The 20,457-nt window shown below is 70.5% G+C and carries 20 protein-coding genes; 11 read left to right on the plus strand and 9 right to left on the minus strand.

What is annotated here, in order from left to right:
- Positions 1-1,868 precede the first annotated feature (1,868 nt).
- Positions 1,869-2,585, plus strand: coding sequence for a hypothetical protein (locus tag AB0D48_RS29085; protein WP_362403304.1), 717 nt, complete (start codon positions 1,869-1,871; stop codon positions 2,583-2,585).
- On the plus strand, positions 2,582-3,055 hold the full coding sequence (locus AB0D48_RS29090; protein ID WP_362403307.1) for a MarR family transcriptional regulator: 474 nt from the start codon (positions 2,582-2,584) through the stop codon (positions 3,053-3,055). The genes AB0D48_RS29085 and AB0D48_RS29090 overlap by 4 nt, the downstream gene beginning before the upstream one ends.
- 132 nt (positions 3,056-3,187) lie before the next feature.
- On the opposite strand, the gene AB0D48_RS29095 is transcribed toward AB0D48_RS29090, so the two are convergent.
- From AB0D48_RS29095 to AB0D48_RS29120, 6 genes are all read right to left on the minus strand, one after another.
- Positions 3,188-3,742, minus strand: coding sequence for an XRE family transcriptional regulator (locus AB0D48_RS29095; RefSeq protein ID WP_362403310.1), 555 nt, complete (start codon positions 3,740-3,742; stop codon positions 3,188-3,190).
- A gap of 3 nt (positions 3,743-3,745) precedes the next feature.
- Positions 3,746-6,295 (minus strand): helix-turn-helix domain-containing protein, encoded by a 2,550-nt coding sequence (locus AB0D48_RS29100; RefSeq protein ID WP_362403313.1) that lies wholly within the window; start codon positions 6,293-6,295, stop codon positions 3,746-3,748.
- Between the two features lie 123 nt (positions 6,296-6,418).
- The gene (locus AB0D48_RS29105; protein WP_362403316.1) at positions 6,419-7,417 is read right to left on the minus strand and encodes a ParB/RepB/Spo0J family partition protein; all 999 of its coding nucleotides are present in this window, start codon (positions 7,415-7,417) and stop codon (positions 6,419-6,421) included.
- Positions 7,414-8,670: a ParA family protein gene (locus AB0D48_RS29110; RefSeq protein ID WP_362403320.1), complete on the minus strand. Its 1,257-nt coding sequence runs from the start codon at positions 8,668-8,670 to the stop codon at positions 7,414-7,416. The genes AB0D48_RS29105 and AB0D48_RS29110 overlap by 4 nt, the downstream gene beginning before the upstream one ends.
- Positions 8,671-8,841: 171 nt before the next feature.
- Complete coding sequence (locus tag AB0D48_RS29115) at positions 8,842-9,489, minus strand: ScbR family autoregulator-binding transcription factor (RefSeq protein ID WP_362403323.1); 648 nt, start codon at positions 9,487-9,489, stop codon at positions 8,842-8,844.
- A gap of 357 nt (positions 9,490-9,846) precedes the next feature.
- The gene (locus AB0D48_RS29120) at positions 9,847-11,094 is read right to left on the minus strand and encodes an FAD-dependent monooxygenase (protein ID WP_362403326.1); all 1,248 of its coding nucleotides are present in this window, start codon (positions 11,092-11,094) and stop codon (positions 9,847-9,849) included.
- Between the two features lie 90 nt (positions 11,095-11,184).
- On the opposite strand from AB0D48_RS29120, the gene AB0D48_RS29125 reads away from it, so the two are divergent.
- The 3 genes from AB0D48_RS29125 to AB0D48_RS29135 all read left to right on the plus strand — a co-directional run bounded on the left by AB0D48_RS29125 (position 11,185) and on the right by AB0D48_RS29135 (position 14,727).
- Positions 11,185-11,976, plus strand: a complete 792-nt coding sequence (locus tag AB0D48_RS29125) for a TetR/AcrR family transcriptional regulator C-terminal domain-containing protein (RefSeq protein WP_362403329.1) — start codon at positions 11,185-11,187, stop codon at positions 11,974-11,976.
- A gap of 1,038 nt (positions 11,977-13,014) precedes the next feature.
- On the plus strand, positions 13,015-14,187 hold the full coding sequence (locus AB0D48_RS29130; protein WP_362403332.1) for an epoxide hydrolase family protein: 1,173 nt from the start codon (positions 13,015-13,017) through the stop codon (positions 14,185-14,187).
- A gap of 33 nt (positions 14,188-14,220) precedes the next feature.
- On the plus strand, positions 14,221-14,727 hold the full coding sequence (locus AB0D48_RS29135) for a DinB family protein (protein ID WP_362403335.1): 507 nt from the start codon (positions 14,221-14,223) through the stop codon (positions 14,725-14,727).
- A gap of 10 nt (positions 14,728-14,737) precedes the next feature.
- Here AB0D48_RS29135 and AB0D48_RS29140 read toward each other — a convergent pair whose 3' ends face one another.
- Positions 14,738-15,286, minus strand: a complete 549-nt coding sequence (locus AB0D48_RS29140) for a flavoprotein (RefSeq protein WP_362403338.1) — start codon at positions 15,284-15,286, stop codon at positions 14,738-14,740.
- 59 nt (positions 15,287-15,345) lie between these two features.
- On the opposite strand from AB0D48_RS29140, the gene AB0D48_RS29145 reads away from it, so the two are divergent.
- The 5 genes from AB0D48_RS29145 to AB0D48_RS29165 all read left to right on the plus strand — a co-directional run bounded on the left by AB0D48_RS29145 (position 15,346) and on the right by AB0D48_RS29165 (position 18,800).
- The gene (locus tag AB0D48_RS29145) at positions 15,346-15,795 is read left to right on the plus strand and encodes an SgcJ/EcaC family oxidoreductase (RefSeq protein ID WP_362403341.1); all 450 of its coding nucleotides are present in this window, start codon (positions 15,346-15,348) and stop codon (positions 15,793-15,795) included.
- 125 nt (positions 15,796-15,920) lie between these two features.
- Positions 15,921-16,472, plus strand: a complete 552-nt coding sequence (locus tag AB0D48_RS29150) for a dihydrofolate reductase family protein (protein WP_362403344.1) — start codon at positions 15,921-15,923, stop codon at positions 16,470-16,472.
- 116 nt (positions 16,473-16,588) lie between these two features.
- The gene (locus AB0D48_RS29155) at positions 16,589-16,801 is read left to right on the plus strand and encodes a DUF4287 domain-containing protein (protein ID WP_362403347.1); all 213 of its coding nucleotides are present in this window, start codon (positions 16,589-16,591) and stop codon (positions 16,799-16,801) included.
- 130 nt (positions 16,802-16,931) lie between these two features.
- Positions 16,932-17,774: an NAD(P)H-binding protein gene (locus AB0D48_RS29160; RefSeq protein ID WP_362403350.1), complete on the plus strand. Its 843-nt coding sequence runs from the start codon at positions 16,932-16,934 to the stop codon at positions 17,772-17,774.
- Positions 17,775-17,807: 33 nt separating this feature from the next.
- Positions 17,808-18,800: an AraC family transcriptional regulator gene (locus AB0D48_RS29165; protein ID WP_362403353.1), complete on the plus strand. Its 993-nt coding sequence runs from the start codon at positions 17,808-17,810 to the stop codon at positions 18,798-18,800.
- Here AB0D48_RS29165 and AB0D48_RS29170 read toward each other — a convergent pair.
- The gene (locus AB0D48_RS29170) at positions 18,793-19,290 is read right to left on the minus strand and encodes a GNAT family N-acetyltransferase (protein WP_362403356.1); all 498 of its coding nucleotides are present in this window, start codon (positions 19,288-19,290) and stop codon (positions 18,793-18,795) included. The two genes, AB0D48_RS29165 and AB0D48_RS29170, sit on opposite strands and share 8 nt — an antisense overlap.
- An 84-nt stretch (positions 19,291-19,374) precedes the next feature.
- On the opposite strand from AB0D48_RS29170, the gene AB0D48_RS29175 reads away from it, so the two are divergent.
- On the plus strand, positions 19,375-19,917 hold the full coding sequence (locus tag AB0D48_RS29175; protein WP_362403359.1) for an anthrone oxygenase family protein: 543 nt from the start codon (positions 19,375-19,377) through the stop codon (positions 19,915-19,917).
- Here the strand turns inward: AB0D48_RS29175 and AB0D48_RS29180 are convergent.
- Positions 19,905-20,402, minus strand: a complete 498-nt coding sequence (locus tag AB0D48_RS29180) for an anthrone oxygenase family protein (protein WP_362403362.1) — start codon at positions 20,400-20,402, stop codon at positions 19,905-19,907. The two genes, AB0D48_RS29175 and AB0D48_RS29180, sit on opposite strands and share 13 nt — an antisense overlap.
- Positions 20,403-20,457: the final 55 nt, after the last annotated feature.

The following is a 20,457-nucleotide window of genomic DNA, read 5'->3' on the forward strand; positions in this document are numbered from 1 at the left end:
GGTTCCGCGCCCCCGGCCCCCGCCGGCGCGGCACCGCTTCGCGGCAGCCGCCTTGCCGCGGCTTTGCCGAGCAAGGCCGGCCTTCGGCCGGGGTCCTGCGCTTCGCTTCGGACTGCCCGGGTTCCGCTGCGCTCCACCCGGGCGGGGCCCGCTGCGCGGGCCCATGGGCTCCCGCGCGGAGTGCAGGAGGTGACCCCGTTTTACGGGGTCCAGGCCTTCGGCCTGTTGGGGCGTCCGTCCTCTCCTGAGCGCTGCGCGCTCAGGAGAGGAGCCGCCTCGCTGCGCTCGGCCGGAGGCTCCTTCGGAGCCTGGCTCCTCCGCTTCGCTCCGGAGCAGTGAAACGCCTCGCTTCGCTCGGCGGGGCTCGGCTTTGCCGAGCCAGAGCCAGGCCTTCGGCCCGAAGGGCCCCGGCTCTCCGCTTCGTTCCGAGCTACGGTCGGCCCTTCGGGCCGGAGTCCTGCGCTTCGCTCCGGACTGGCTCTGGTTCCGCTGCGCTCCACCAGAGCGGGCCTGCTGCGCAGGCCCCAGACCTCCCGCGCGGAGCGCGGGAGGTGACCCGTTTCACGGGGTCCGGGCCTCCGGCCCGTTGGGCGGGTCTGCTCCGTTCCCCCACTCAGGGGTCCTTCCGGCTCTGCCTCCAGGACCACGGCCCGCTCCCCGGACCAAGCTGGCAGCAGTAGGAAAGCTGGCTGTCGGGCCCTGCGTTCCTCTAGTCGAGGCGGCCAGCAAGTGGGTGTCCTTCGCTTCGCTACGGACCACTCGAACCGCCTCGCACTGACAGCCTCGGGGCTGCGGGTCGAGGAAGCAGGACAGCCCAGCTTCGCTGGGCTGTCCTGCTTCCAGCGAGAAGCCCTCCGCTTCGCTGCGGGTCCTGTAATGCTGCTCGCCGGGCCGACAAACCATCTTGCTCCACTCGACGCCCCGGCTTCCGCAGACCAGGGTCAAAACCTTCTAGCCGTAGTCTTCCGCCTCTCTACGGTCAGGCGGTTCCGCTTCGCTTCACCGGCCGTGCTGCTGCGGGTGAAGGGCAACGTTCTGAGTGGCCATGACGACTTCGGGGTTGAGCCTTGCACTGTAGTTGGCAGCCACATCACTTCACGTAGTGACTAGGACCTGAATGCCGACCCAGGACGTTCGGGTCCTGTTGCCCAGCGTCTGTCTTGGGTGGTGGTCTTTCGGGTCGACGGTGGGGACTCACTTGAGAGAGCTGGGGCTGACAGGGGCTGGTGGCTTTGAGAGGGCTGTTTGGAGGGAGAGGGGGGCTTGGGGGCTGGGGTTGTTAACGGCGTTAACGGCGTTAACGGCGTTAACGGCGTTAAGGGGTGGGGAGCGCTCGTGCTTCAAAGTGGGGTGTGGATAAGGATGGGAATCGGTCAGATTGCATGGGGTGTTGGGGGGTGGGTTGGGAGTGGGGTGGGTGCTTTTTGGGGTGATGGGGGGTCAGGGAGTGGGGCCGGGGGACGGGTTGGAGGCGGCGTTCAGTTCGCGCAGCGCGGCAGGAGACGGGCCTATATAAGGTACGGAGATGCGTTGCCGCAGGTCAGGGGGGGTTCGGGGGGAAAGTTATGTCCCTTCAGGAGGGACATAACTCGGGGGATGTGTCGCTGCTAGGGGGACAGAACGCGTGTAAAACGTCAGCGAGACTGACGGTATTTGGGCCAAAACGTCGGGGTGGCTGACGTTTTGCGGGGGATGTGTCGGCGAACTGCTGGAGGGCTGGGAGGGGTTGGGGGGAGGGTGGCGTGAAGCCGACGCGGAGGCGGTGGCCGAGATGTGTCCCTGCTGGGGGGACATAAGACACGCCGAACGTCAACGAGCGTGACACTTGTGTCACCCTTGTTGACATACTCTCCCTGCAGATCAACGAAGTGGAGAGCAGCCTCGTGTCATCAGAGCCACAGTGGCGTCGGCGGAGTCCGGCGGGTGCGCCGCGTCCTGATCTCCCCGTTGATGATGCGATCTCGGCGTGGAGTCAGCCGCTGGCTCCGGTCAAGGACCTGGACAGCCTGGCGAAGCGGTACCCGAGCCGGAAGCTGACGCTGGACGGCGAGCGCAAGCCGCTGGAGTTCTACGGGACGCAGAATCAGCCGAATGCGTTCTCGATGGACAGCCTCGAGTTCTTCCTGGTTATTGCCCAGTACTTCCGGGAAGCCTTGCCGCTGAGGCTGATCCTGCTGCTCATCGCATGCCAGCGAGCGGGGGGGCGGATTCCTCTTACGCAGGAGGAGATGGCTACCATCCTGGACGTCAGCCGGACAAAGACGTCGGAGGCACTGCACACCGTCATGTCTCATGGGATCGTCTTCAAGGTGCGGCGGGGTGTGTACCAGTTCAACCCGCCCTACAGTTACCGGGTGGCCGAGTTCATCCCGGGGACGGAGATGACGGGTGAGTTCGTGAAGGTGGAGCAGCACAGCACCATCTCGCAGATCCGCAGCGATACGAGCCTGCCCGACCTGGTGCGGTTCCCGTCGCTGGACCACATGCGGCAGGCCATCGAGGAACTGCGGGCCGAACGGGCCAAAGAGCGCGCTGCGCGTCGGCTGAGCCGGGCGAAGCGCACGGAAGAAGGGACAGCTCAGTGAGCACCTTGCGATTCGCTGCGGTCAACGCCGACGGGCTTCTCTCCGACCTTGACCTTCCGCCTGCGGCCTACCGTGTGCTGCTGAAGCTGCGTTCGCTGAGCGAGCCGGGCGGGCGGATCCTCATCGACCAGGCCACCGTGGGTGGGCTGCTGGAGCTGAGCCGGCCGAGTGTCAACGCCGCCCTGCGGAGTCTGGAGCTCGCGAAGCTGGTGCGGAAGGTCCGCAACGGGGTGTACCAGATCAACCCGATGCTGGCCGGGTACAACTCCTTCGAGGACGCTGTCGCCGCCGTGAACGACATGGCGGCGGAGGAGCGGCTCGACGCGCGGGGGTATGTCGCCAGCTACCACCAGGCGGTGGCGGCGTATCAGGACCAGCTGGCCGAGCAGCGGAAGAAGCGGGCCGCGCAGGCCGCGGCGAAGAAGGCCGCGGAGTCGAAGCGGCGGAGGACGTTGCACGCCGTGGGGTGAGGCGCCTCAGCCGGCTTGTGAGGGGTAATTGAGGGTCCCGGGGTGTCCCGGGACCCTTTTGGGGTTTGCGGGGCCTGGAGGGGCCGTTGAGGGGCTGGGGAGGGTCGTTGGCTGGTGTTTCCGCTGCGTCCTCTAGAAGGCGAAGTCCACGTAGTCGATGTCCGTGAACTCGACCAGGAGGCTCGTGGCACGGGCGCCGTTGTCTTTGAAGTAGATCTCTTGGAGGGCTTCGGCCGCGATCTGCCGGAGTCGGGACTCGGCGGCGCCGGCTTCCTGGGCGGCGAAGAGGCGGCCCGCGTACTCCGGGGGGAGGTGCTGGGTGATGCGGCGCATGCGGCCGTCGTCGGTCGTGCCGGGGGCCGCGGTGAAGCCGAAGCGGGCGCGGGTCTCGATGACCAGACCGGTGGTCCTGGCCGCCCTGTCGCGGGCGCGCTTGCGGACCAGGGGCTGCCAGCGGCGGCGCACCTCGGCCTCCAGGCGGGCGGCGAGTTCGGGCTTGGGCTGCTTGATCTGGTTCTTGACGTAGCGCTCGACGGTGCGTTGGGAGATGCCGAGCGTCGCCGCCACGGCTTTCGTCGACTTGAGCTGCTTGACGAGGAAGCGCATCTGGGCACCCGCCGACTTGGGGATCGGGCGGGTGAAGTGCTGTTCGTCGGCCTTGGTCAGGCTGTCGGAGATGTCGGACATGTGTTACTCGCCGTCTGCCGCTGCGTCGTGGCCCTTGATGTGGCGGGCGGGGTTGAGGCCCTCGTCGAGCATTCCGACGGCCCAGAGGAGGGGCTGGGTGCCCTCGTGCTTGACCATGCCCGGGCTGACGCCGAGGCGGAAGCCGCCGGGGAGGGGCTTTCCGTCGGGGGTGCGCGGGAGGAAGTCGAGGGGGCTGGGGCCGTCGGAGAGGTACACCGCGCAGTCGGAGAGGACCGCGATGGGGTGCAGATCCGCTGTGGTGGCGAGCTTGTTCATCTTGCGGTGCATGTTCACGCGGGCCGTGGAGATGACGGCGGCGCGGATGTCGGGGCGCCAGGTGGGGCGTTCGAGGGCGGGCCAGCGCTCGCCGGGGCGGTAGCCGGCGCCCTGGGGGCGTTCGCGGAGCTTGCCGATGCCGCCCTTGACGGTTGACTTGATCGCCGAGAGGACCGCTGTGGGGATGGGGGCGTCCTGTTTGTGTGTCGTCATCGCCTTGAGGAACTCGGGTTCGGGCATGGCCGAGGTGACGCCGAGGTCCGCCATCGTGGCCATGTAGGCGTCGCGGAGGCGGGTGTACCAGGCGTCGAGGTACGGGCCGCACTCGGGGCGGAGCCAGGCCTCGGTGGGGTGGACCTCGTGGCCGAGTTCCTGAGCGTAGGCGAGGGTCGGGGTGGCGTACCAGGCGGGTCCGGTCGGGGGCTTGCCGTGGGGGGTGAAGGGGCTGGGGAGGCGGGGATCGAGGGAGATCGCGGAGAGGTCCGCCAGCCAGCAGCCGGGGGTCGTCGGGTCGAAGCGGGGGCTTTTGGTGTGGGTGGCGGGGCCGAGGCCGACGGTGAGGCGGTTCGCGGCGGCGGCGAAGGCCATGTTGACGTCGATGCCGACGGCGTGGGTGCGGGTGCACTCGGCGTCGGTGAGGAGCTCCGGGTCGCGGATCCAGTCGTAGGCCTCTTCGTCGAGGACCTGGTCCGGGGTGCGCTGGTGGGAGCGGGGGTAGAGGGATGCGACCACGGGGTGCTCGTCGGGGGCCTCCGGGGGAGCCGGGTCGACGGGGCGGGTGAGGGAGCCGGGGACCGGGGCCGATTCCCAGGTGTTGGTCTCGGGGTTGCGGGCGGCACGGGTGGGGGGACGGAGGGCCGTCATGAGTTCGAGGCCGGTCACTGCCGTCGAGCCGCGGGGGGTGAGGACGCGGGTGGCGTAGGTGGTGAGCAGCTCGGCGAGTTCGGGGGCCGGGAGGTCGGGGGTGTCCTCGCCCCAGGCGCGCGGGTCGAGGGCGCCCCAGGGGAGGATCGCGAGCTGGACGCACTGGCGGCCGGTGGTGGGGGTGGCGGGCCGGTAGATGCGGGCCCAGGGGCCGAAGCCGCGGCGGGTGAGCTGCCACTTGCTCTTGGCGAGCTGCTTGAGGGCCGGGTGGTTGTCAGGGAGGCGGAGGGCGCGGCGGTCTTCGAGGGTGAGGGGCAGGCCGAAGGCCTCGGTGGCGGCAGCGGTGAGCACGAGGAGGGGGTCGCCGTCCTTGCCGTTGCGGTGGAGGCGGGGGGAGCGGAGGTCGGCGTCGGGGCCGAGGGCCCAGGTGACGAGGGCGGGGAGGCCGCCGGTGGTGGGGTGGTCGAGGATCTGGCCGCCGGCGGTGTGGGCGTGGCCGGTGCCGTCCAGGACGGTGAGGGGGCCGTTTCCTGCCGGGCGGGGGCTCGCTGTGGGGGGCTGGGGTGTTGCCCCAGGGCCCCGGCGGGGGGTGGGGGGTGTGGTGCGGGCGCGGGGTGCGGGGGTGCGGGTGGGGGCCTGCGGCGCTGATCCCCTACCCGCTCCTTCCCGAAACTGGGGCTCTGCCCCAGGCCCCGCGTGGGGGATGGGGGTGGGGGGCACGGGCTCGGTGTCGTTGGTGGGCGTTGCCGGGGGCGGCGTCGGGGATTGGGGCGTGCCGGAGGCGGGGGCCTGCGGGGTTGTTCCGCTGCCCGGTGCTTCCTGGACCTTGGGCTGTGTTGCGGGATCAGGGTGGGGGGTGGGGGTGGGGGACACGGGCTCGCGGGTGGGGCCTGCGCCTTCGGCGCGGGCCGTGGGGTCAGGCGTTGAGGCCTGGGACTGCGCCCCGGGGCTCGGTCGGGGGGTGAGTGCGGGGGTCTCAGGGGTGGGCTGCACTGCGCCTTCGGCGCGGGCTGCGGAGGTGGGGTGGGGCTGCGTCTCGGCTGCCGTGGGAGTTGGAGATGCGGGCGTGCCGCCGAGAGGCCCTGGGCCTTCGGCGGGGAGCGCGGCGTTAACGGCGTTAACGCCGTTAACGGGGTGGAGGGTGGAGAGGCCCTCCAGGAGGCGGGCGTAGGCCGCGCGTTTGGGGGGACGGGGGGAGGTCCGGCCGGTTTCCCAGGAGGTGACCGTTTCGCGGCGGACCGCCAGGGCCTTGGCGATCTGGTCCTGGCTCAAGCCGGCGGCCTCGCGCAGGCGCTTGCGCTCGTCCGGGTGGGGGAGCGGGTCCTGGGCGGCCTCTTCGAGCAGGGCGTCGACCGCTGCGAAGAGGCCCTCCTGCTCGTTGGTGTCGGGGCGGGTGTTTCGGTTGTTCGGCATCGGTACCTCCACCGGGAGCCTATGCGAATCGCACCGTTGAACGCACCTGAAACGCACGTGGGGGCGTTAACGGCGTTAATGCCGTCAGCGCCCCCGGCGTGGGTGGTGCCTCAGATGCCCAGCTCAGATGCGCAGCATGAGGAGTTCCGTGACGGCCTTGAGGTCGTCCGGGGTGAGGTGCGCGGTGAGGGCGTCCGCGATCGTTTCCGGGGAGATCGTGGAGATCGTGATCCGGGGGGAGGGGGAGGGGGAGGGAGTGGGGGAAGGAGTGGGGGAAGGAGTGGGGGAAGGAGTGGGGGAAGGAGTGGGGGAAGGAGTGGGGGAAGGAGTGGGGGAAGGAGTGGGGGAAGGGGAGGGCGGGGGGTTAACGGCGTTAACGGTGTTGGCCGGCGCAGTGCGTTGGCGGGGGGGATTAACGGCGTTAATGGTTTCGTCCGCCGCAGCCTGCTGGACCTCCTGGGGGAGGCGGCCGATGCGGCGGGCCGGTTCGACCTTGAGCTCGCCCGTCTCCACCTTTTCCTGAAGGGTGGGGGTGAGGTTCAGGAGGGTCAGGCGCTGGGAGACCCACGCCGCCGTCTTGCCGAGGCGCTTGGCGACCTGGGCCTGGGAGCCGTGGACGTCGACGAGTTCCTGGAGGGCGCGGGCCTGGTCCATGGGGGCCACGTCGACGCGGTGGACGTTGGCGATCAGGGCCGATTCGAGGATGTCCGCCGCGGAGGTGGAGAGGGAGTCGTTGACGTGGATCTGGATGGTTTTCAGGCCTGCCAGATGGGCTGCCGCCAGGCGGCGGTTTCCGTCGATCACGACATACGGGGCGCGGCCGAGGCCGTCGGTGGTGCCTGGGTGGGCCTCCATGAAGGCCATGCGGGTGGCGACCGCGAGGGGTTGGAGCTGGCCCCGGGCGGTGAGGGATGCCGCCAGTTCTTCGAGTTCTGTGAGGTCCTCGCGGAGGTTGAACGGGTTGTGGGCCAGGGCGTCGATGGGGACTTCGGAAGGGGGCACCACTCCGGAAGTGGGCGCGCCGGTGGCCTCCGCGATCGCCGCGCGGCGGGAGCTGACGCCCGCCGGCTGGGCCCGGGCGAAGGATGCCGAGACGCCGAGCTTGTCGGCCTTGCTGCTCATGAGATCTCCCGGGCGAGGGCGCGCAGGGCGACGGCTTGGTCGCCCTTGGGGGCGTAGACGAAGAGGGGTTGCTTCACGCGGACCGCTTCGCGCTGTTCCTTGAGGTCGGGGACGACGGCGACGACCCGGGGATCCTTTATGTCCATCCAGGCCTGGAGGGAGGAGGTCGCGATGTAGCCGCGGCGGCCGTCGTAGAGGTTGACGACGAGGCCGAGGTAGTCGATGTCGAGGCTGAGGTCGTCGCGCAGGTCGTTGATCTGGGAGGTGAGGAGGTCGTAGGCGTCCGCCGAGGAGTCCTCCGCCTGTACGACGATCAGCGCGCCGGAGGCGCCCGGCTGTTCGGTGTCGCGGCGGCGGCCGTAGTAGATGGCCGCGTCCATGCTCAGGCCGAGGCTCGGGGGGCAGTCGACGAGGATGACGTCGTAGTCGGACTCGATGGGGGCCAGGGCGCGTTCGAGCGCGGCCTCGCGGGCGCGGACGGTGGAGAGGCGGACGTCGAGGAGGAAGGCGTCCGTGCAGGCGGGCAGGATGTGCAGCCGGTCGCCGAAGCGCTCGTCCGTGATGGGGACGATCAGGTCGGAGAGCGGGCCCTTGGCCTCGCCGGCCATGTGGCAGGTGAGGCTGTCGCCGCCGATCGGGAGCGGCTGCTGGCCGAGCTGCTTGGTGAGATGGCCCTGGGGGTCGAAGTCGATCAGCAGGACGCGCATGCCCAGGCCCGGGAGGTCTTCCAGGTCCAGGGGGGTGGATGCCGGATCCGGCTGGGGGTCCTCGTCCGACGTGAGGCGGGCCAGTTGGCGGGCGACGCGGACGGGGTGGAGGGTCGAGGGGTCCTCGGCGAGGGCCTCGGCCGTGCCGGCGGTGATGGCGGTCTTGCCGACTCCGCCCTTCTGGTTGCACACGATGATGCGGCGTACGACGGAGGGCCGCTTGACGGTGGGGGCCGGGTTCATCTCCAGCCAGAGGCTGACGGCCTGGGCGAGTCCCTGGATGAGGGAGACGCCGCGGTCCTTGGAGTCGGTGCGGAAGGACTCCCACTGGCCGGCGGGCAGCCAGGTGGAGAACGATTCGGCGCCGGAGGTGTCGACGGGGGAGGGGGCGGAGGCGAGCGCGCTCCAGTGGGAGATCCCCTGGTGGACGGCGTCCTGGATGTCCACCCGCAGTTGGGCGGTGCGGATTTTCAACTCCTGGCGCAGCCACGGGGGGAGTTTGGAGACGACCTTCTCTCGGTCGCTCTGAGACGAGGGCGAAGTCATGAGAGGGACTTTACTAACGTTCTGGGGTGCGCGTGGGCGCCACGCTTGAGTTTTGCTAACGAAGTGGCGTGCTTCCGGTTCCGGGTACGCGACAGGGCGGCCTCGCACACGCCGTAGCGAGCACCCCCGTGGTTCGCCACGGCGTGTTCGAGGCCGCCCTGGATGCGCCGGTCAGGCGGGCAGAACGAGTTCGGCCCGGCACTCGGGCGAGCCCGCCGGGTCGAAGTGGGGGATCCGGTGTGCGGGCACGATCCCGGGGAGGAGGAGGTTCCAGAGGTCGATGACCCGGGTGTGGAGGTCGTCGCGGCCGGTGCGGACGTGCGAGGTGACCTGGATGCCGGTGAACGAGCCGACCAGGAAGGTGGAGAGGTCGTACACATCGAGCGACGGGAGTACGTCGCCGCGTTCCTGGGCCGGTGTCAGGCAGCCGTGGCAGGTGTCGATCCAGGTGTTGTACGGGGTCGGGTCGGGGTTCGTGAAGGAGCCGAACTCGATGACCAGGCGGATGCCGGCGCGGATGCGGACGTTGGTGCGCAGCCCGAACGCCATCTGGTGGGTGAGGTCGATGACCGTCTGGAGCCCCGGGTTCTCGATGGCGGGGACGCCCTCGGAGACCTGGAACTGCTCGTCCATCAGGGTGCGGGCGAGGGCTTCCTTGGACTGGAAGTGGAAGTACAGGGCGCCCTTGGTGACTCCGGCGTGCTTGACCACGTCGCTGAGGCTGGTGCCGCCGAAGCCGGCGTGGTCGAAGGCGATCGCCGCGCCGTCCAGGATGGCCTGCCGGGTGATCTCGGCCCGTTCCTGCCTGACCCTCGCCACGTGTGCGTCTCCTGGTCGGTCGGTGTGCGGGCTGGTCCCGCGGGGGGTCAATCTAGTGGGCGGGCGGCGAAGAAAACCAGTCGACCAGTACTTTTTTCTTGGGTCGGGTGGGTTGGTGGGTTGGGGGAGGGCGTGGGGCGTTAACGGCGTTAACGCCGTTAATGGTGGGGGGCCCTTAACGCCGTTAACGCCGTTAAGGGGCCCCTGGCGGGGCGGGCGTCGCCGGTCAGGCCCAGGGGTGCGCGCGTTCACTGTGATCTCCCTGGGTGGTGGTTCTGATGTGGGCCTCCGGTGGGGGGCTTCACTGCACTGACGGAGCAGCGGGCGGGAGTGTGACCGCTCTCGGGAAGATTCTTTTCAGCGAGTCGTTCGCATGGCTCCGGTGCTCTCGCGGGCGGTCGTGTAGGTGGGGAGGGAGAGCGTGGTGACGTCCGCTCCGGCCTTCAGCATCCAGTCGAGGACGCGGCGCCGGCTGAGCAAGCCGTTGCGCAGGCGCAGGCCGAGCTTCGATGACGGGGCGAGGAAGGGGCCCGTACGGTCGCCGCTCTTCTGGCAGCCCTGGGCGTAGGTGCGGAGCAGGGACTCGTAGCGGGTGAAGGCGGCCCGGTGGTCGTGGGGCGAGCGGGAGAGCTCGCCCGCCAGGACGTACGCGGCCACGATCCCGGTGCCGGTGCCCATGCCGCCGATGGTCGCGCCGCAGGCGGCGTCGCCGACGAGGGCGATCCGGCCGGTGGACCAGGTGGGGACGTCGGCACGGCTGATGGAGTCGAAGTAGAGGTCGTCGGCGTTGGTGAGGGAGGCGAGGAGGTGGTCGACCTTCCAGGGGAGGCCCGCGAAGGCCCGCTTGAGGATCGCCTTGTGGGCTTCGGGGTCGTGGCGGTCGTACGTGAGCTCGGGGGACGCGAAGACGAGGAAGGCTCCGGCCCGGGTGGGGTCGGTGCGGGAGGCGCCGACGCTGGCCAGGCGGCCGGGGGCGTTGTAGCCGATGGAACCGGTGCCGGGGCGGAGGTCCAGGTCGTTGGGGAGGGTCCAGGTGGCGGCGTAGTGGCCGAGGTGGGTGACGTGGTCGGACTCCGGGCCGAAGGCGAGGCGGCGGACGTGGGAGTGGAGGCCGTCGGCGCCGATGACGAGGTCGAAGGTGCGGGGCGGGGAGTCGAGGAAGGTGACGTCCACGCCGGTGGCGGTCTCGGTGAGGGAGCTCACCGAATCCCCGAAGACGTACTCGGTGAAGGGGAGCGAAGCCTCGTAGAGGACGCGGGAGAGGTCGCCGCGCAGGACTTCGACGTCGCCGCCGGCGAACTCGGCGGGGAGGTGGAGCAGCTGCTTGCCGTCGGCGTCGACGAAGGTCATGGGGGAGCCGCCGGTCTGGATGCGGCGGAGGTCTTCGAGGACGCCCATGCGTTGGAGTACGGAGAGGTGGGTTTCGCCGCGGAAGTCGACGGCCTGGCCGCCGGGTCGGAGGGCGGGGGAGAGTTCGACGACGGTGGGGCGGAAGCCGTGGCGGCCGAGCCAGTAGGCGAGGGCGGGGCCGGCGATGCTCGCGCCGGAGATGAGGACGGTGCGGGCGCTGGCCGCGGGCTGGTGGGACTGCTGGGGCTGGGACATGGGGCTCCTTCAAGTAACTGTGTCCGGCGGACACTGAAGCAATACCGTGTACGGTAGACGCAGTTTTGGCGCGAGCGCAAGGGGATTCCGATGACGAGTGAGCAGTGGGGCGCGGCCGTGCGGTTGTTGTGGGGGCCGCCGGCCGTTCCCGCGCGGGGGCCGAAGCGGGGACTCACGCTGGAGGGGATCGCTCTGGCGGGAATCGGGATCGCCGACGCGGAAGGGCTGGGCGCGGTGTCGATGCAGCGGGTGGCCGGGGAGTTGGCGGTCACGAAGATGGCTCTGTACCGGTACGTGCCGGGGAAGGCGGAGCTGGTCGCGTTGATGGTGGAGGGGGCGATGCCGTTGCCTGCGGTGTCTTTGCCTGTGGCGTCGGCGGTCGGTGCGGGGGCGGAGTCCGGTGGGGAGTGGCGGGAGCGGTTGGAGGCGTGGGCGCGGGAGTTGCTCGGGGGGTTCCGGCGGCATCCGTGGATGTTGGAGGCGACGGTCGGGGTACGGGTGATGGGGCCACGGGAGCTGGGCTGGATGGAGCGGGCGCTCGCGGCGCTGGAAGGGTGCGGGCTGAGCGGGGCGGAGGCGATGGACGCGGTCGTGCTGCTGGCCGGGCACGTACGGGGGATCGCGGAGCAGGAGCGGGCAGCGGGTGCCGGTGGCGGCGACGGGACCGGGGACGGGGTTGGTGAGGGGGCGGGGCCCGATGCGCAGCTCGCGGTGATGCTGGGTGAGGTGATGCGGATGCACGGGGCGGAGTACCCGGCGCTCGGGGCCGCGTTGGCCTCGGCGGCGGAGCACGGGGGGCGGGACCAGGCCCTGGAGTTCGGGCTGGAGCGGATCCTGGACGGGCTGGGGCTGCTGATCGCCCGGAGGGCGGGTGGGGAGTAGGGGCGTTAACGCCGTTAACGCCGTTAACGCCCTGGGCCTTACGGACGAGCGCGGGCGACAGCGTTAAAGGTGGCGTTAACCGCATTGACGGTCCCTGGTCTTCGGGGCCCAAGGGTGGGCGGTAGTCCTACCGGCGTTAGCGGTGGTGTGCAGGTGAGCATGGGGTCGGCCGGTTGGCGTTAACGGCGTTAACGGTCCCTGGTCCTTGGGGACCGGGGGGTGGGCGGCAGTGTTAACGGCGTTAACGGTCCCGGCTCCTTCGGGGCCCGAGGTGGGGCCGGCGGCAGGGCTAGTGGCGTTAACGGTGGAGCGTGGGGTGGGCGGGTTGGCGTTAACGCCGTTAACGCTCCCAGCTCCCTTCGGGGGAGGGCGGGGCGTGGGGCGGCAGGCTTAACGGCGTTAACGGTGCTTGGTCCGCCGGCGGAGGGCGGGGCCTGGGGGTGTTAACGGTGCCTGGTCCGGCGGGGGAGGGCGGGGCCTGGGCGGCAGGCTTAACGGCGTTAACGGCCGGGGTCCTTCGGGGCGGGGCGAGCGAAGCGTTAACGGCGTTAACGGTCCGGGTCCCTCGGGGGAGGGTTGGGGCGCAGGTGGCGGCGTCAAGGGTGGTTCGGGTGGAGTCGCGGTGGACGGGTCGGCGTTAACGCCGTTAACGCCGTTAACGGGTTCCGGTCTTCGAGGGCAGCCTCGGTGGTGTGGGCGGCAGCGTTAACGGCGTTAACGGTCGTCCGGTAGGGCTGGCGGGTGGGGTGGGGTGGGGTGGGCGTTAACGGCGTTAAGGGTCACGGCTCCTTCGGGAGAGGGCTGGTTCTCGGCGGCAGGGTCAACGGCGTTGACGAGTCCGTCGAGGGAGCGGGGGCCGGGCGGTGGCCGCGTTAACGGCGTCGGATGGTGGGGCGTTAACGGCGTTAACACCGTTAAGGGGCGGGCGGAGTGTCCGGTGGGTGGGGTGGCGTTAACGGCGTTAACGGTGTTGAGGGTCTGTGGGGTGGGCTTAACGGCGTTAACGGCGTTAAGGGGGCGGCTTAGCATGGCCGGTCTATGAGCGATCTTGGGGAAGGGCTGCGCGGGTTTCGGCTCGACGTGGCGCAGGCGGAGTTGGACGACCTCGACGAGCGGCTGGGGCGGGTGCGGTGGCCCGATGAGCTGCCCGGGGTGGGATGGGCGTACGGGATGCCGCTCGGGGAGGTGCGGGAGCTCGTACGGTATTGGCGCGAGCAGTACGACTGGCGTGCGGCCGAGGCGCGGCTGAACGAATGGCCGCAGTTCACCACCGTCATCGACGGGACCCGGGTGCACTTCGCGCATCTGCGGTCGCCCGAGCCGGACGCCACCCCGTTGCTGATGACCCACGGCTGGCCGGGATCCTTCGTGGAGTTCCAGCGGGTCGCGGGTCCGCTCACCGATCCGCGGGCGCACGGCGGTGATCCGGCCGATGCCTTCCACCTGGTGCTGCCGAGCATCCCCGGCTTCGGGCTGTCCGGGCCGACGACCGAGGCGGGCTGGGAGTTCAAGCGGGTCGCGCGGGCCTTCGGGGTGCTGATGGAACGGCTCGGGTACGAGGCGTACGGGGTCCAGGGCGGCGACTGGGGGGCCGCCGTCTCGAGGGAGCTGGGGCGGTTGCGGCCCGGCAACGTGGTCGGGGTGCATCTGAACCTGCTGCCGGGCGGCGGGGCCACGGCCGAGCCGGGTGCCGAGGAGCTGGCCGAGCTGAGTCCCGCCGAGCGGGAGCGGACGCTGGCCTCCTGGGAGCGGTACCGGGGGTGGGTGCGCGAGCGGCAGGGGTACGCCGACATCCAGGCGACCCGGCCGCAGACCCTCGCGTACGGGCTGAACGACTCGCCCGTCGGGTTGCTGGCATGGATCGGGGAGAAGTTCGCCGAGTGGAGCGATCCCGGGTGCCCGATCGACCGGGACCAGATGCTGACCAACGTGATGCTGTACTGGCTGACCGGGACGGCCGGTTCCGCCGCCCGGATCTACTACGAGCGGGCGCACGCCGACTACGCCGGGCAGCCGCCCGAGGTGTCGCGGACGCCGACCGCCATCGCCGACTTCCCGCGGGACAACTTCATCCCGCTGCGGCACGTGGCCGCGCGTACCGACCGGGTCGTGCGCTGGACCTCGTACGACCGGGGCGGGCACTTCCCCGCCATGGAGGTGCCGGAGCTGCTGGTGGGGGACGTACGGGAGTTCTTCCGGCAGCTCGGGTGAGTTCCGCGGGCCGGCGTCCGGCATGATCAGCCGATGATCGATGAACAGCGGACCCGGCCCGTACTGGTGGGCGACGAGCGTGCCACCTTGACCAGCATCCTGCAGTGGCAGCGCGACACCCTGATGATGAAGTGCGCGGGGCTGACCGCCGAGCAGCTGAGGCGGAAGGCAGTGGCGCCGTCCGGGTTGAGCCTGCTCGGGCTGGTGCGGCATCTGGCGGAGGTGGAACGCGGGTGGTTCCGCAACGTCCTGGGCGGCGAGGACGTGCCCGGCTACTTCCCGAAGAACGAGACCGGGGAGTGGACGGAGTTCCACGTCGACGACGCGGATCCGGCGGAGTCGTTCAGGATCTGGGAGGAGACCTGCGCGCGCTCGCGGACGATCGTCGAGGCCGCCGAGTCCCTGGACGTGACCGGGCACTTCGGCGACCAGCCGTACTCGCTGCACTACATCCTGGCCCACATGATCGAGGAGTACGCCCGGCACAACGGGCACGCGGACCTGTTGCGCGAGGCGATCGACGGGACGACGGGGGAGTAGGTCCCGCTCGCTAGGCCGAGGGCGTGCCCGCGCGGCTCACGGCGTCCAGGGCGAGCTGCCAGGGGAAGTGCGGCGACTCGTCCTGGCCGGCCGGGCCGGGGACGAAGCCGCCCTCGCCGTAGAGGACTTCGACTCCCGCGCCGCGCAGGACGGCGAGGGACTGCTCGAACTGGGGGTGCGCGGCCAGGGCAGCATTGGTGCAGGGCACGGCGACGAGTGGGATGCCCTTGCCGATCGCCTCGGCGGCGACGCCGACGGCGAACCGGTCGGTGAGGCCCAGGGCCCAGGCGTTCACCGAGTTGAAGGTGGCCGGGGCGAAGAGCAGGGCGTCGGCCGGCGGCCACACGTCGGGCTCGCCGGGCAGCTTGTACTGCCAGCGCACGGGATGGCCGGTCAGGGCGGCCAGGCCGTCGAGGCTCCCGGACAGCCAGTGCGCCGCGGTGGGGGTGAGCCCCAGGCACACGTCCCAGCCGCGGGCCTGGGCGTCCTCGATCGCGTGGGCCACGTCGAAGACGGGCGGGGCGGCGGAGCAGAGCAGGTAGAGAGTCCTCGTGGTCATGTCGCCATATGATCATATTGCTTGACCTCAACCATACTTGAGGCAGCACTCTCGGGCGCATGGACACCGAATTCACGGCGGAAGCCGCCGCAGCGGTCGAGGCGGTCGCGCAGGTCGTCGCCACCGTCGAGCGCACGCAGCAGACCAAGGACGCGGAGGGGTTCCTCGCCCTCTTCCACCCGGACGCCCTGTGGACCACCGCCCACGGGAAGGTCCTCATCGGCTTCGACGCGATCGCCGAGTTCACGCGGGCGGTGCTGCCGGCGGCGAGCTGGGACGGCGAGGTCACCTACGAGGTGCTGCACACCCAGTTCCTGCGGCCGGACGTGGCGGCGGTCAAGGTGCGCCAGCGCTACCACGGGGCGGACGGCGACCACGGTGAGGGCGCACCGCTGTACGTGATGACCCGGGAGCCGGACGGGCGCTGGCTGCTGACGGCATGCCAGAACACCCAGGTGGTGATGGACGCCGGTGAGGAGCATCCCATTTCTCCTCGCGGTGGGCGATGAGTTCGGGGCGGGGTCCGGGTCTACCCCTGTGACTGTGGGGAAGAGTTATGTGGACGCCGTCCACATTCTCGGTTAGGCTGCGGAACGTCCGATGTGGACGCCGTACACATACAAGGGGAATCGTCGTGCGCAAGGTCATCGCCTCCGTGTTCATCTCGCTCGACGGCGTCATCGAGGACCCGAGCTGGTCGATGCCGTTCTGGAACGGGGAAGCGGAGAAGTTCGCGGGTGAGCAGCTCGCCGCGAGCGACGCCCTGCTCCTGGGCAGGGTCACCTACGAAGGCATGGCGCCGGCCTGGACCGCCCGCGCCGAGGGAGCCGACGCCGGCACCGAGCGGATGAACGCGATGCCGAAGTACGTTGCCACCAGCACCCTCGACACCCCCGAGTGGAACGCCACGTTCCTGACGGGCGACCTCGCCCACGAGGTCACGGCCCTCAAGCGCCAGGACGGCGGCGACCTGCTGGTCTACGGCAGCGGACAGCTCGTCAACGCCCTCCTCGCCGATGACCTCATCGACGAACTGCGCCTGTGGACCCTTCCGGTGGTGGTGGGGAAGGGCAAGAAGCTCTTCGGGGAGGACTCTCCGGCCAAGACCTTCCGGCTGGTCGGGACCACCGACCTCGGCAGCGGTGCGCAGGTCCACGCGTACGCCCCGGCCACGCCTTCCGCCTGAGGCTGACCCAGAGCCTCACGCAGAGCCCAGTAACCAGTAACCAGCAAGCAGCAAGCAGCAAGCAGCAAGCAGCAAGCAGCGGGACGAGATCACGCGCAGAGACGGGACACGACGACATGACCGAGCCGGTGAAGGGCCCCGCCAGCTACTTCCCTTCGATCGAGAAGAAGTACGGCCGCCCGATCGCGGAGTGGAAGGACCTCATCCGGTCCTCCCCCCTGACCAAGCACATGGAGCTCGTCTCCTGGCTCAAGACCGAGCACGGCCTGGGGCACGGCCACGCCAACGCCCTCGTCGCGCACACCCTCGCCGAGGCCAGCGGCAAGTGAGCCGTCGTCGGGTCGCCCGGCAGCGGCGGGGGCGGGCTTGGGGGAGACGGTGCGAGTGCTGAGACGTGCGCGTATGTAAGTGAGCTTTTCGGCTATGTTCCGTCTCGTGCGGCGGAGCTTGACTGTGCCTATGACGCAGACGACGAAGAACCCCACGCACACGCAGACCACCCTCGTCATCGGGGGCACCGGCAAGACCGGCCGGCGCGTCGCCGAGAAGCTGAGCGCACAGGGCCGCCCGGTGCGGGTCGGATCCCGCAGCGGCGAGCCGCCCTTCGACTGGAACGAACCCGCCACCTGGCTCCCGGCACTGGAGGGAGTGGACCGGGTGTACGTCACCTACTACCCCGACCTCGCCTTCCCCGGAGCCGCCGAGCAGGTCGGCGCCTTCGCCCGGGTCGCCGTGGCGGCCGGAACGCGCCGCCTGGTGCTGTTGTCCGGACGCGGCGAGGAGGCGGCGCGGCGCAGCGAGGATGAGCTGAAGGCCTCCGGCGCCGACTGGTCCGTCGTCAGGTCCAGCTGGTTCAACCAGAACTTCGACGAGAGCTTCTTCCTGGAACCCGTACTGGCCGGCGAGATCGCCCTGCCCACGGCGGACGCCGTCGAGGCCTTCGTCGACACCGATGACGTCGCCGACGTGGTGGTCGCCGCCCTGACCGACGACCGGCACATCGGCAGGACCTACGAGGTGTCCGGACCGCGTCTGCTCAGCTTCTCCGAGGTCGCCGCCGAGCTGTCGAAGGTGACCGGGCGCGAGATCGCGTACGTCCCGGTCTCGGACGCGGAGTACCGCGCGGCGCTGCGCGAGAACGACCTGCCGGAGGACTTCGCCGAGCTGTTCACCCTGATCCTCGACGGGCGCAACTCGCACCTGGTGCACGGGGTCGAGGAGGTACTGGGCCGCCCGCCCCGGGACTTCGCCGACTTCGCCCGCGAGGCGGCGGCGACCGGCGTCTGGGACGTGCGGTCCTGACGCAGAAGGGGAAGGTACGGGGAGGATGGACGCATGGACACGCTGACCGGTCTCCTCGAAGGGCCAAAGGCCCGGAGCGCCTTCCTCCTCAAGTCCGTCCTCAACCCGCCGTGGGCCGTGCGCATCGAGGACCGTGCCCCGCTGTCGGTGGTGACGATGGTGCACGGCTCGGCATGGCTGCTGCCCGACGTGGGGGAGCAGGTGCGGATCAGGCCCGGGGACGTGGCCGTCATAAGGGGGCCCGAGCCGTACACGGTCGCCGACTCCACGGACACTCCGGTGCAGATCACGGTGGGGCCGGACCAGCGGTGCAGCACGGAGGGAGGCGTGGACGTCAGCGACTCCATGGCGCTGGGCGTCCGTACCTGGGGCGCGGCCTTCCAGGACGCCGGGTCCGCGGTGATGCTGAGCGGCACCTACCAGGCGCCGAGCGAGCTGGGCCGTCGGCTGCTGGGCGCGCTGCCCACGATCCTGGTCCGGCAGGCGGGGACCGCGGACACCACGCTCATCACCCTGCTCGCCTCGGAGATGTCCCGGGACGAGCCGGGCCAGGAGGTCGTCCTGGACCGGCTGTTGGACCTGCTGCTGATCGGCGTGCTGCGCACCTGGCTCGCGGCGCCGGGCTCGGGCGCCCCGGCCTGGCACCGGGCGCAGGGCGATCCCGTGGTCGGCCCGGCACTGCGGATGCTGCACGAGGACCCGTCGTACGGCTGGACGGTGGAGGAACTGGCCATGAGGGTCGGTGTCTCCCGGGCCTCGCTGGCCCGGCGCTTCACGGAGGTCGTCGGCGAGCCGCCGGTGGGCTATCTGACGGGCTGGCGGCTCGCCCTGGCCGCCGACCTGCTGCGCGAGCCGGACGCCACCGTCGAGACGGTGGCCCGGCGGGTCGGCTACAGCAGCGCCTTCGCCCTGTCGACGGCCTTCAAACGGGTACGGGGCGTCAGCCCCCGGCAGTTCCGCTCGGGGGAGGCCGCGCCGGCCGCGGCGATGCCCGCGGGACCGCCGCGCACGGTGGTGCTCACCTAGTACCCGTCCCGGCCGGCGCGTCCAGGGGCAGGACGCCGACCCGCTGGTCGCCGCTGAGTTCGCCGGTGGGGCGGAAGCCCATGCCCAGGTAGAAGGGCTCGGGGCTGCCCTCGCCGGTGTGCCAGCTGACGTACGCCGGGCCGAGGCCGCGGCGGCGGACCTCCGCGACGACCGCGTCGACCGCGAAGCGGCCGTAGCCCTTGCACTGCCGGCCGGCGGAGATGTTCAGGCGCCAGATGCCGGAGCGCCGGCCGGCCGGGTCCTTCGCCGGGTCCCAGACGATGTCGAGGAAGGCCATGACGAAACCGACGACCTCGTCACCGTCGACGACGGCCCGGGGCCAGGCGACTTCGCCGTGGACGTACGCCTCGGCCAGGGACTTCGTCACCGGGGAGACGAGGTGCCCCTGGTCGGGGCGGACCTGTACCGCACAGACCGCGTCGAAGTTTTCGGCGGTGACGGCTTCCAGGCGGAGAGATGGGCTGATCATGTGGTGAGCGTAGGTCCTGTCCGGAGCCCCGCGAAGACCGTCCGTACCGTCCCGTTTCCCGAACTCAGACAAGGACACGTCAGCATGAGCCCCAGTCCGACCGCCGGAAGCACCCGGCTCGCCACCACCCTGGTCCTCGTCGCGACGGTCCTCGTGGGCCTGATGGCCGGTCTGTTCCTCGCCTTCGACCTCTCGGTGATGCCGGGCCTGGCGGCCGGCGACGAGCGGACCTACGTCACCGCGATGCGGAACTTCAACGCCGCCATCGACGGGAACCCCCTCTTCGGCGCGGTCTTCGTGCTCGCCCTGGCGGCCGCCGTCGCGTCGGCGGTCGTCGCGTACCGGGCGGGACGGCGCGGGACCGCCCTGTGGGCGGCGGTGGCCGCCTCGGCGTACCTGGCCGCCCTCGTGATCACCTTCACCGTGAACATCCCGCTCAACAACGCACTCGCGGGTGCGGGGACGGTGGCGGACATGACGGACTTCTCGATCGTGGAGAAGTTCAAGACCACCTGGGTCACCACGAACATCCTCCGTACCGTGCTCTGCACGGCTGCCCTCGTCGCGCTCGTCGGCACCCTGGTCCGCTACGGGCGCGCTACCGCCGCTTCTTCCTACCGGCCCTGACCGTGCAGGACCAGCGCCCAGGCGAGCAGGCCGAACGCCACCGTGCACAGCACCGTCCGCCACACGTTGGCCCGCACCCAAGGCCGCTCGAAGGCAGTGCGGACGGCGGCCGGATCGGGGATCCGGTCGACCGGGCCGGCCTTCTCCAGGGCGTTGTTCAGCGGGATGTTCACCCGGGCGGTGACCGCCAGCGCGACTACGTAGCAGACGAACGCGCCGATCAGCTGGGGCAGTGCCCCGCGGCCGCCGGAGGGGACGGACAGCCCCAGGGCCAGCCCGGTGAAGACGAGGGCGCCGAGGTAGCCCAGCAGGAACCATCCGTTGAGGATGGCCACGTTGATGCGCTGCATCACCTCGATGACCGTGCGGTCGCCGGTGCGCCGCAGGCCCGGCATCACGGATACGGAGAACCCGTAGAAGAGGCCGCTGACCAGGCCCATGGTGATGGTCGCGGCGAGCAAGGACACGAACCGTGCCGTTTCCACGTCGGTCTCCCCCCGGAGTCGGCGAACCGTCAAGTCCCGCCGATCATAGGGGGAG

It is taken from the genome of Streptomyces sp. NPDC048269 (genome assembly GCF_040652395.1).
GTDB lineage: Bacteria > Actinomycetota > Actinomycetes > Streptomycetales > Streptomycetaceae > Streptomyces.

What these genes read in the sequence shown, in the direction of transcription:
- AB0D48_RS29095 (WP_362403310.1), bottom strand. Translation starts at nt 3,742, where the DNA reads ATGTCCGACATCTCCGACAGCCTGACCAAGGCCGACGAACAGCACTTC.
- AB0D48_RS29100 (WP_362403313.1), bottom strand. Translation starts at nt 6,295, where the DNA reads ATGCCGAACAACCGAAACACCCGCCCCGACACCAACGAGCAGGAGGGC.
- AB0D48_RS29105 (WP_362403316.1), bottom strand. Translation starts at nt 7,417, where the DNA reads ATGAGCAGCAAGGCCGACAAGCTCGGCGTCTCGGCATCCTTCGCCCGG.
- AB0D48_RS29110 (WP_362403320.1), bottom strand. Translation starts at nt 8,670, where the DNA reads ATGACTTCGCCCTCGTCTCAGAGCGACCGAGAGAAGGTCGTCTCCAAA.
- AB0D48_RS29120 (WP_362403326.1), bottom strand. Translation starts at nt 11,094, where the DNA reads ATGTCCCAGCCCCAGCAGTCCCACCAGCCCGCGGCCAGCGCCCGCACC.
- AB0D48_RS29125 (WP_362403329.1), top strand. Translation starts at nt 11,185, where the DNA reads ATGACGAGTGAGCAGTGGGGCGCGGCCGTGCGGTTGTTGTGGGGGCCG.
- AB0D48_RS29130 (WP_362403332.1), top strand. Translation starts at nt 13,015, where the DNA reads ATGAGCGATCTTGGGGAAGGGCTGCGCGGGTTTCGGCTCGACGTGGCG.
- AB0D48_RS29135 (WP_362403335.1), top strand. Translation starts at nt 14,221, where the DNA reads ATGATCGATGAACAGCGGACCCGGCCCGTACTGGTGGGCGACGAGCGT.
- AB0D48_RS29140 (WP_362403338.1), bottom strand. Translation starts at nt 15,286, where the DNA reads ATGACCACGAGGACTCTCTACCTGCTCTGCTCCGCCGCCCCGCCCGTC.
- AB0D48_RS29145 (WP_362403341.1), top strand. Translation starts at nt 15,346, where the DNA reads ATGGACACCGAATTCACGGCGGAAGCCGCCGCAGCGGTCGAGGCGGTC.
- AB0D48_RS29155 (WP_362403347.1), top strand. Translation starts at nt 16,589, where the DNA reads ATGACCGAGCCGGTGAAGGGCCCCGCCAGCTACTTCCCTTCGATCGAG.
- AB0D48_RS29160 (WP_362403350.1), top strand. Translation starts at nt 16,932, where the DNA reads ATGACGCAGACGACGAAGAACCCCACGCACACGCAGACCACCCTCGTC.
- AB0D48_RS29165 (WP_362403353.1), top strand. Translation starts at nt 17,808, where the DNA reads ATGGACACGCTGACCGGTCTCCTCGAAGGGCCAAAGGCCCGGAGCGCC.
- AB0D48_RS29170 (WP_362403356.1), bottom strand. Translation starts at nt 19,290, where the DNA reads ATGATCAGCCCATCTCTCCGCCTGGAAGCCGTCACCGCCGAAAACTTC.
- AB0D48_RS29175 (WP_362403359.1), top strand. Translation starts at nt 19,375, where the DNA reads ATGAGCCCCAGTCCGACCGCCGGAAGCACCCGGCTCGCCACCACCCTG.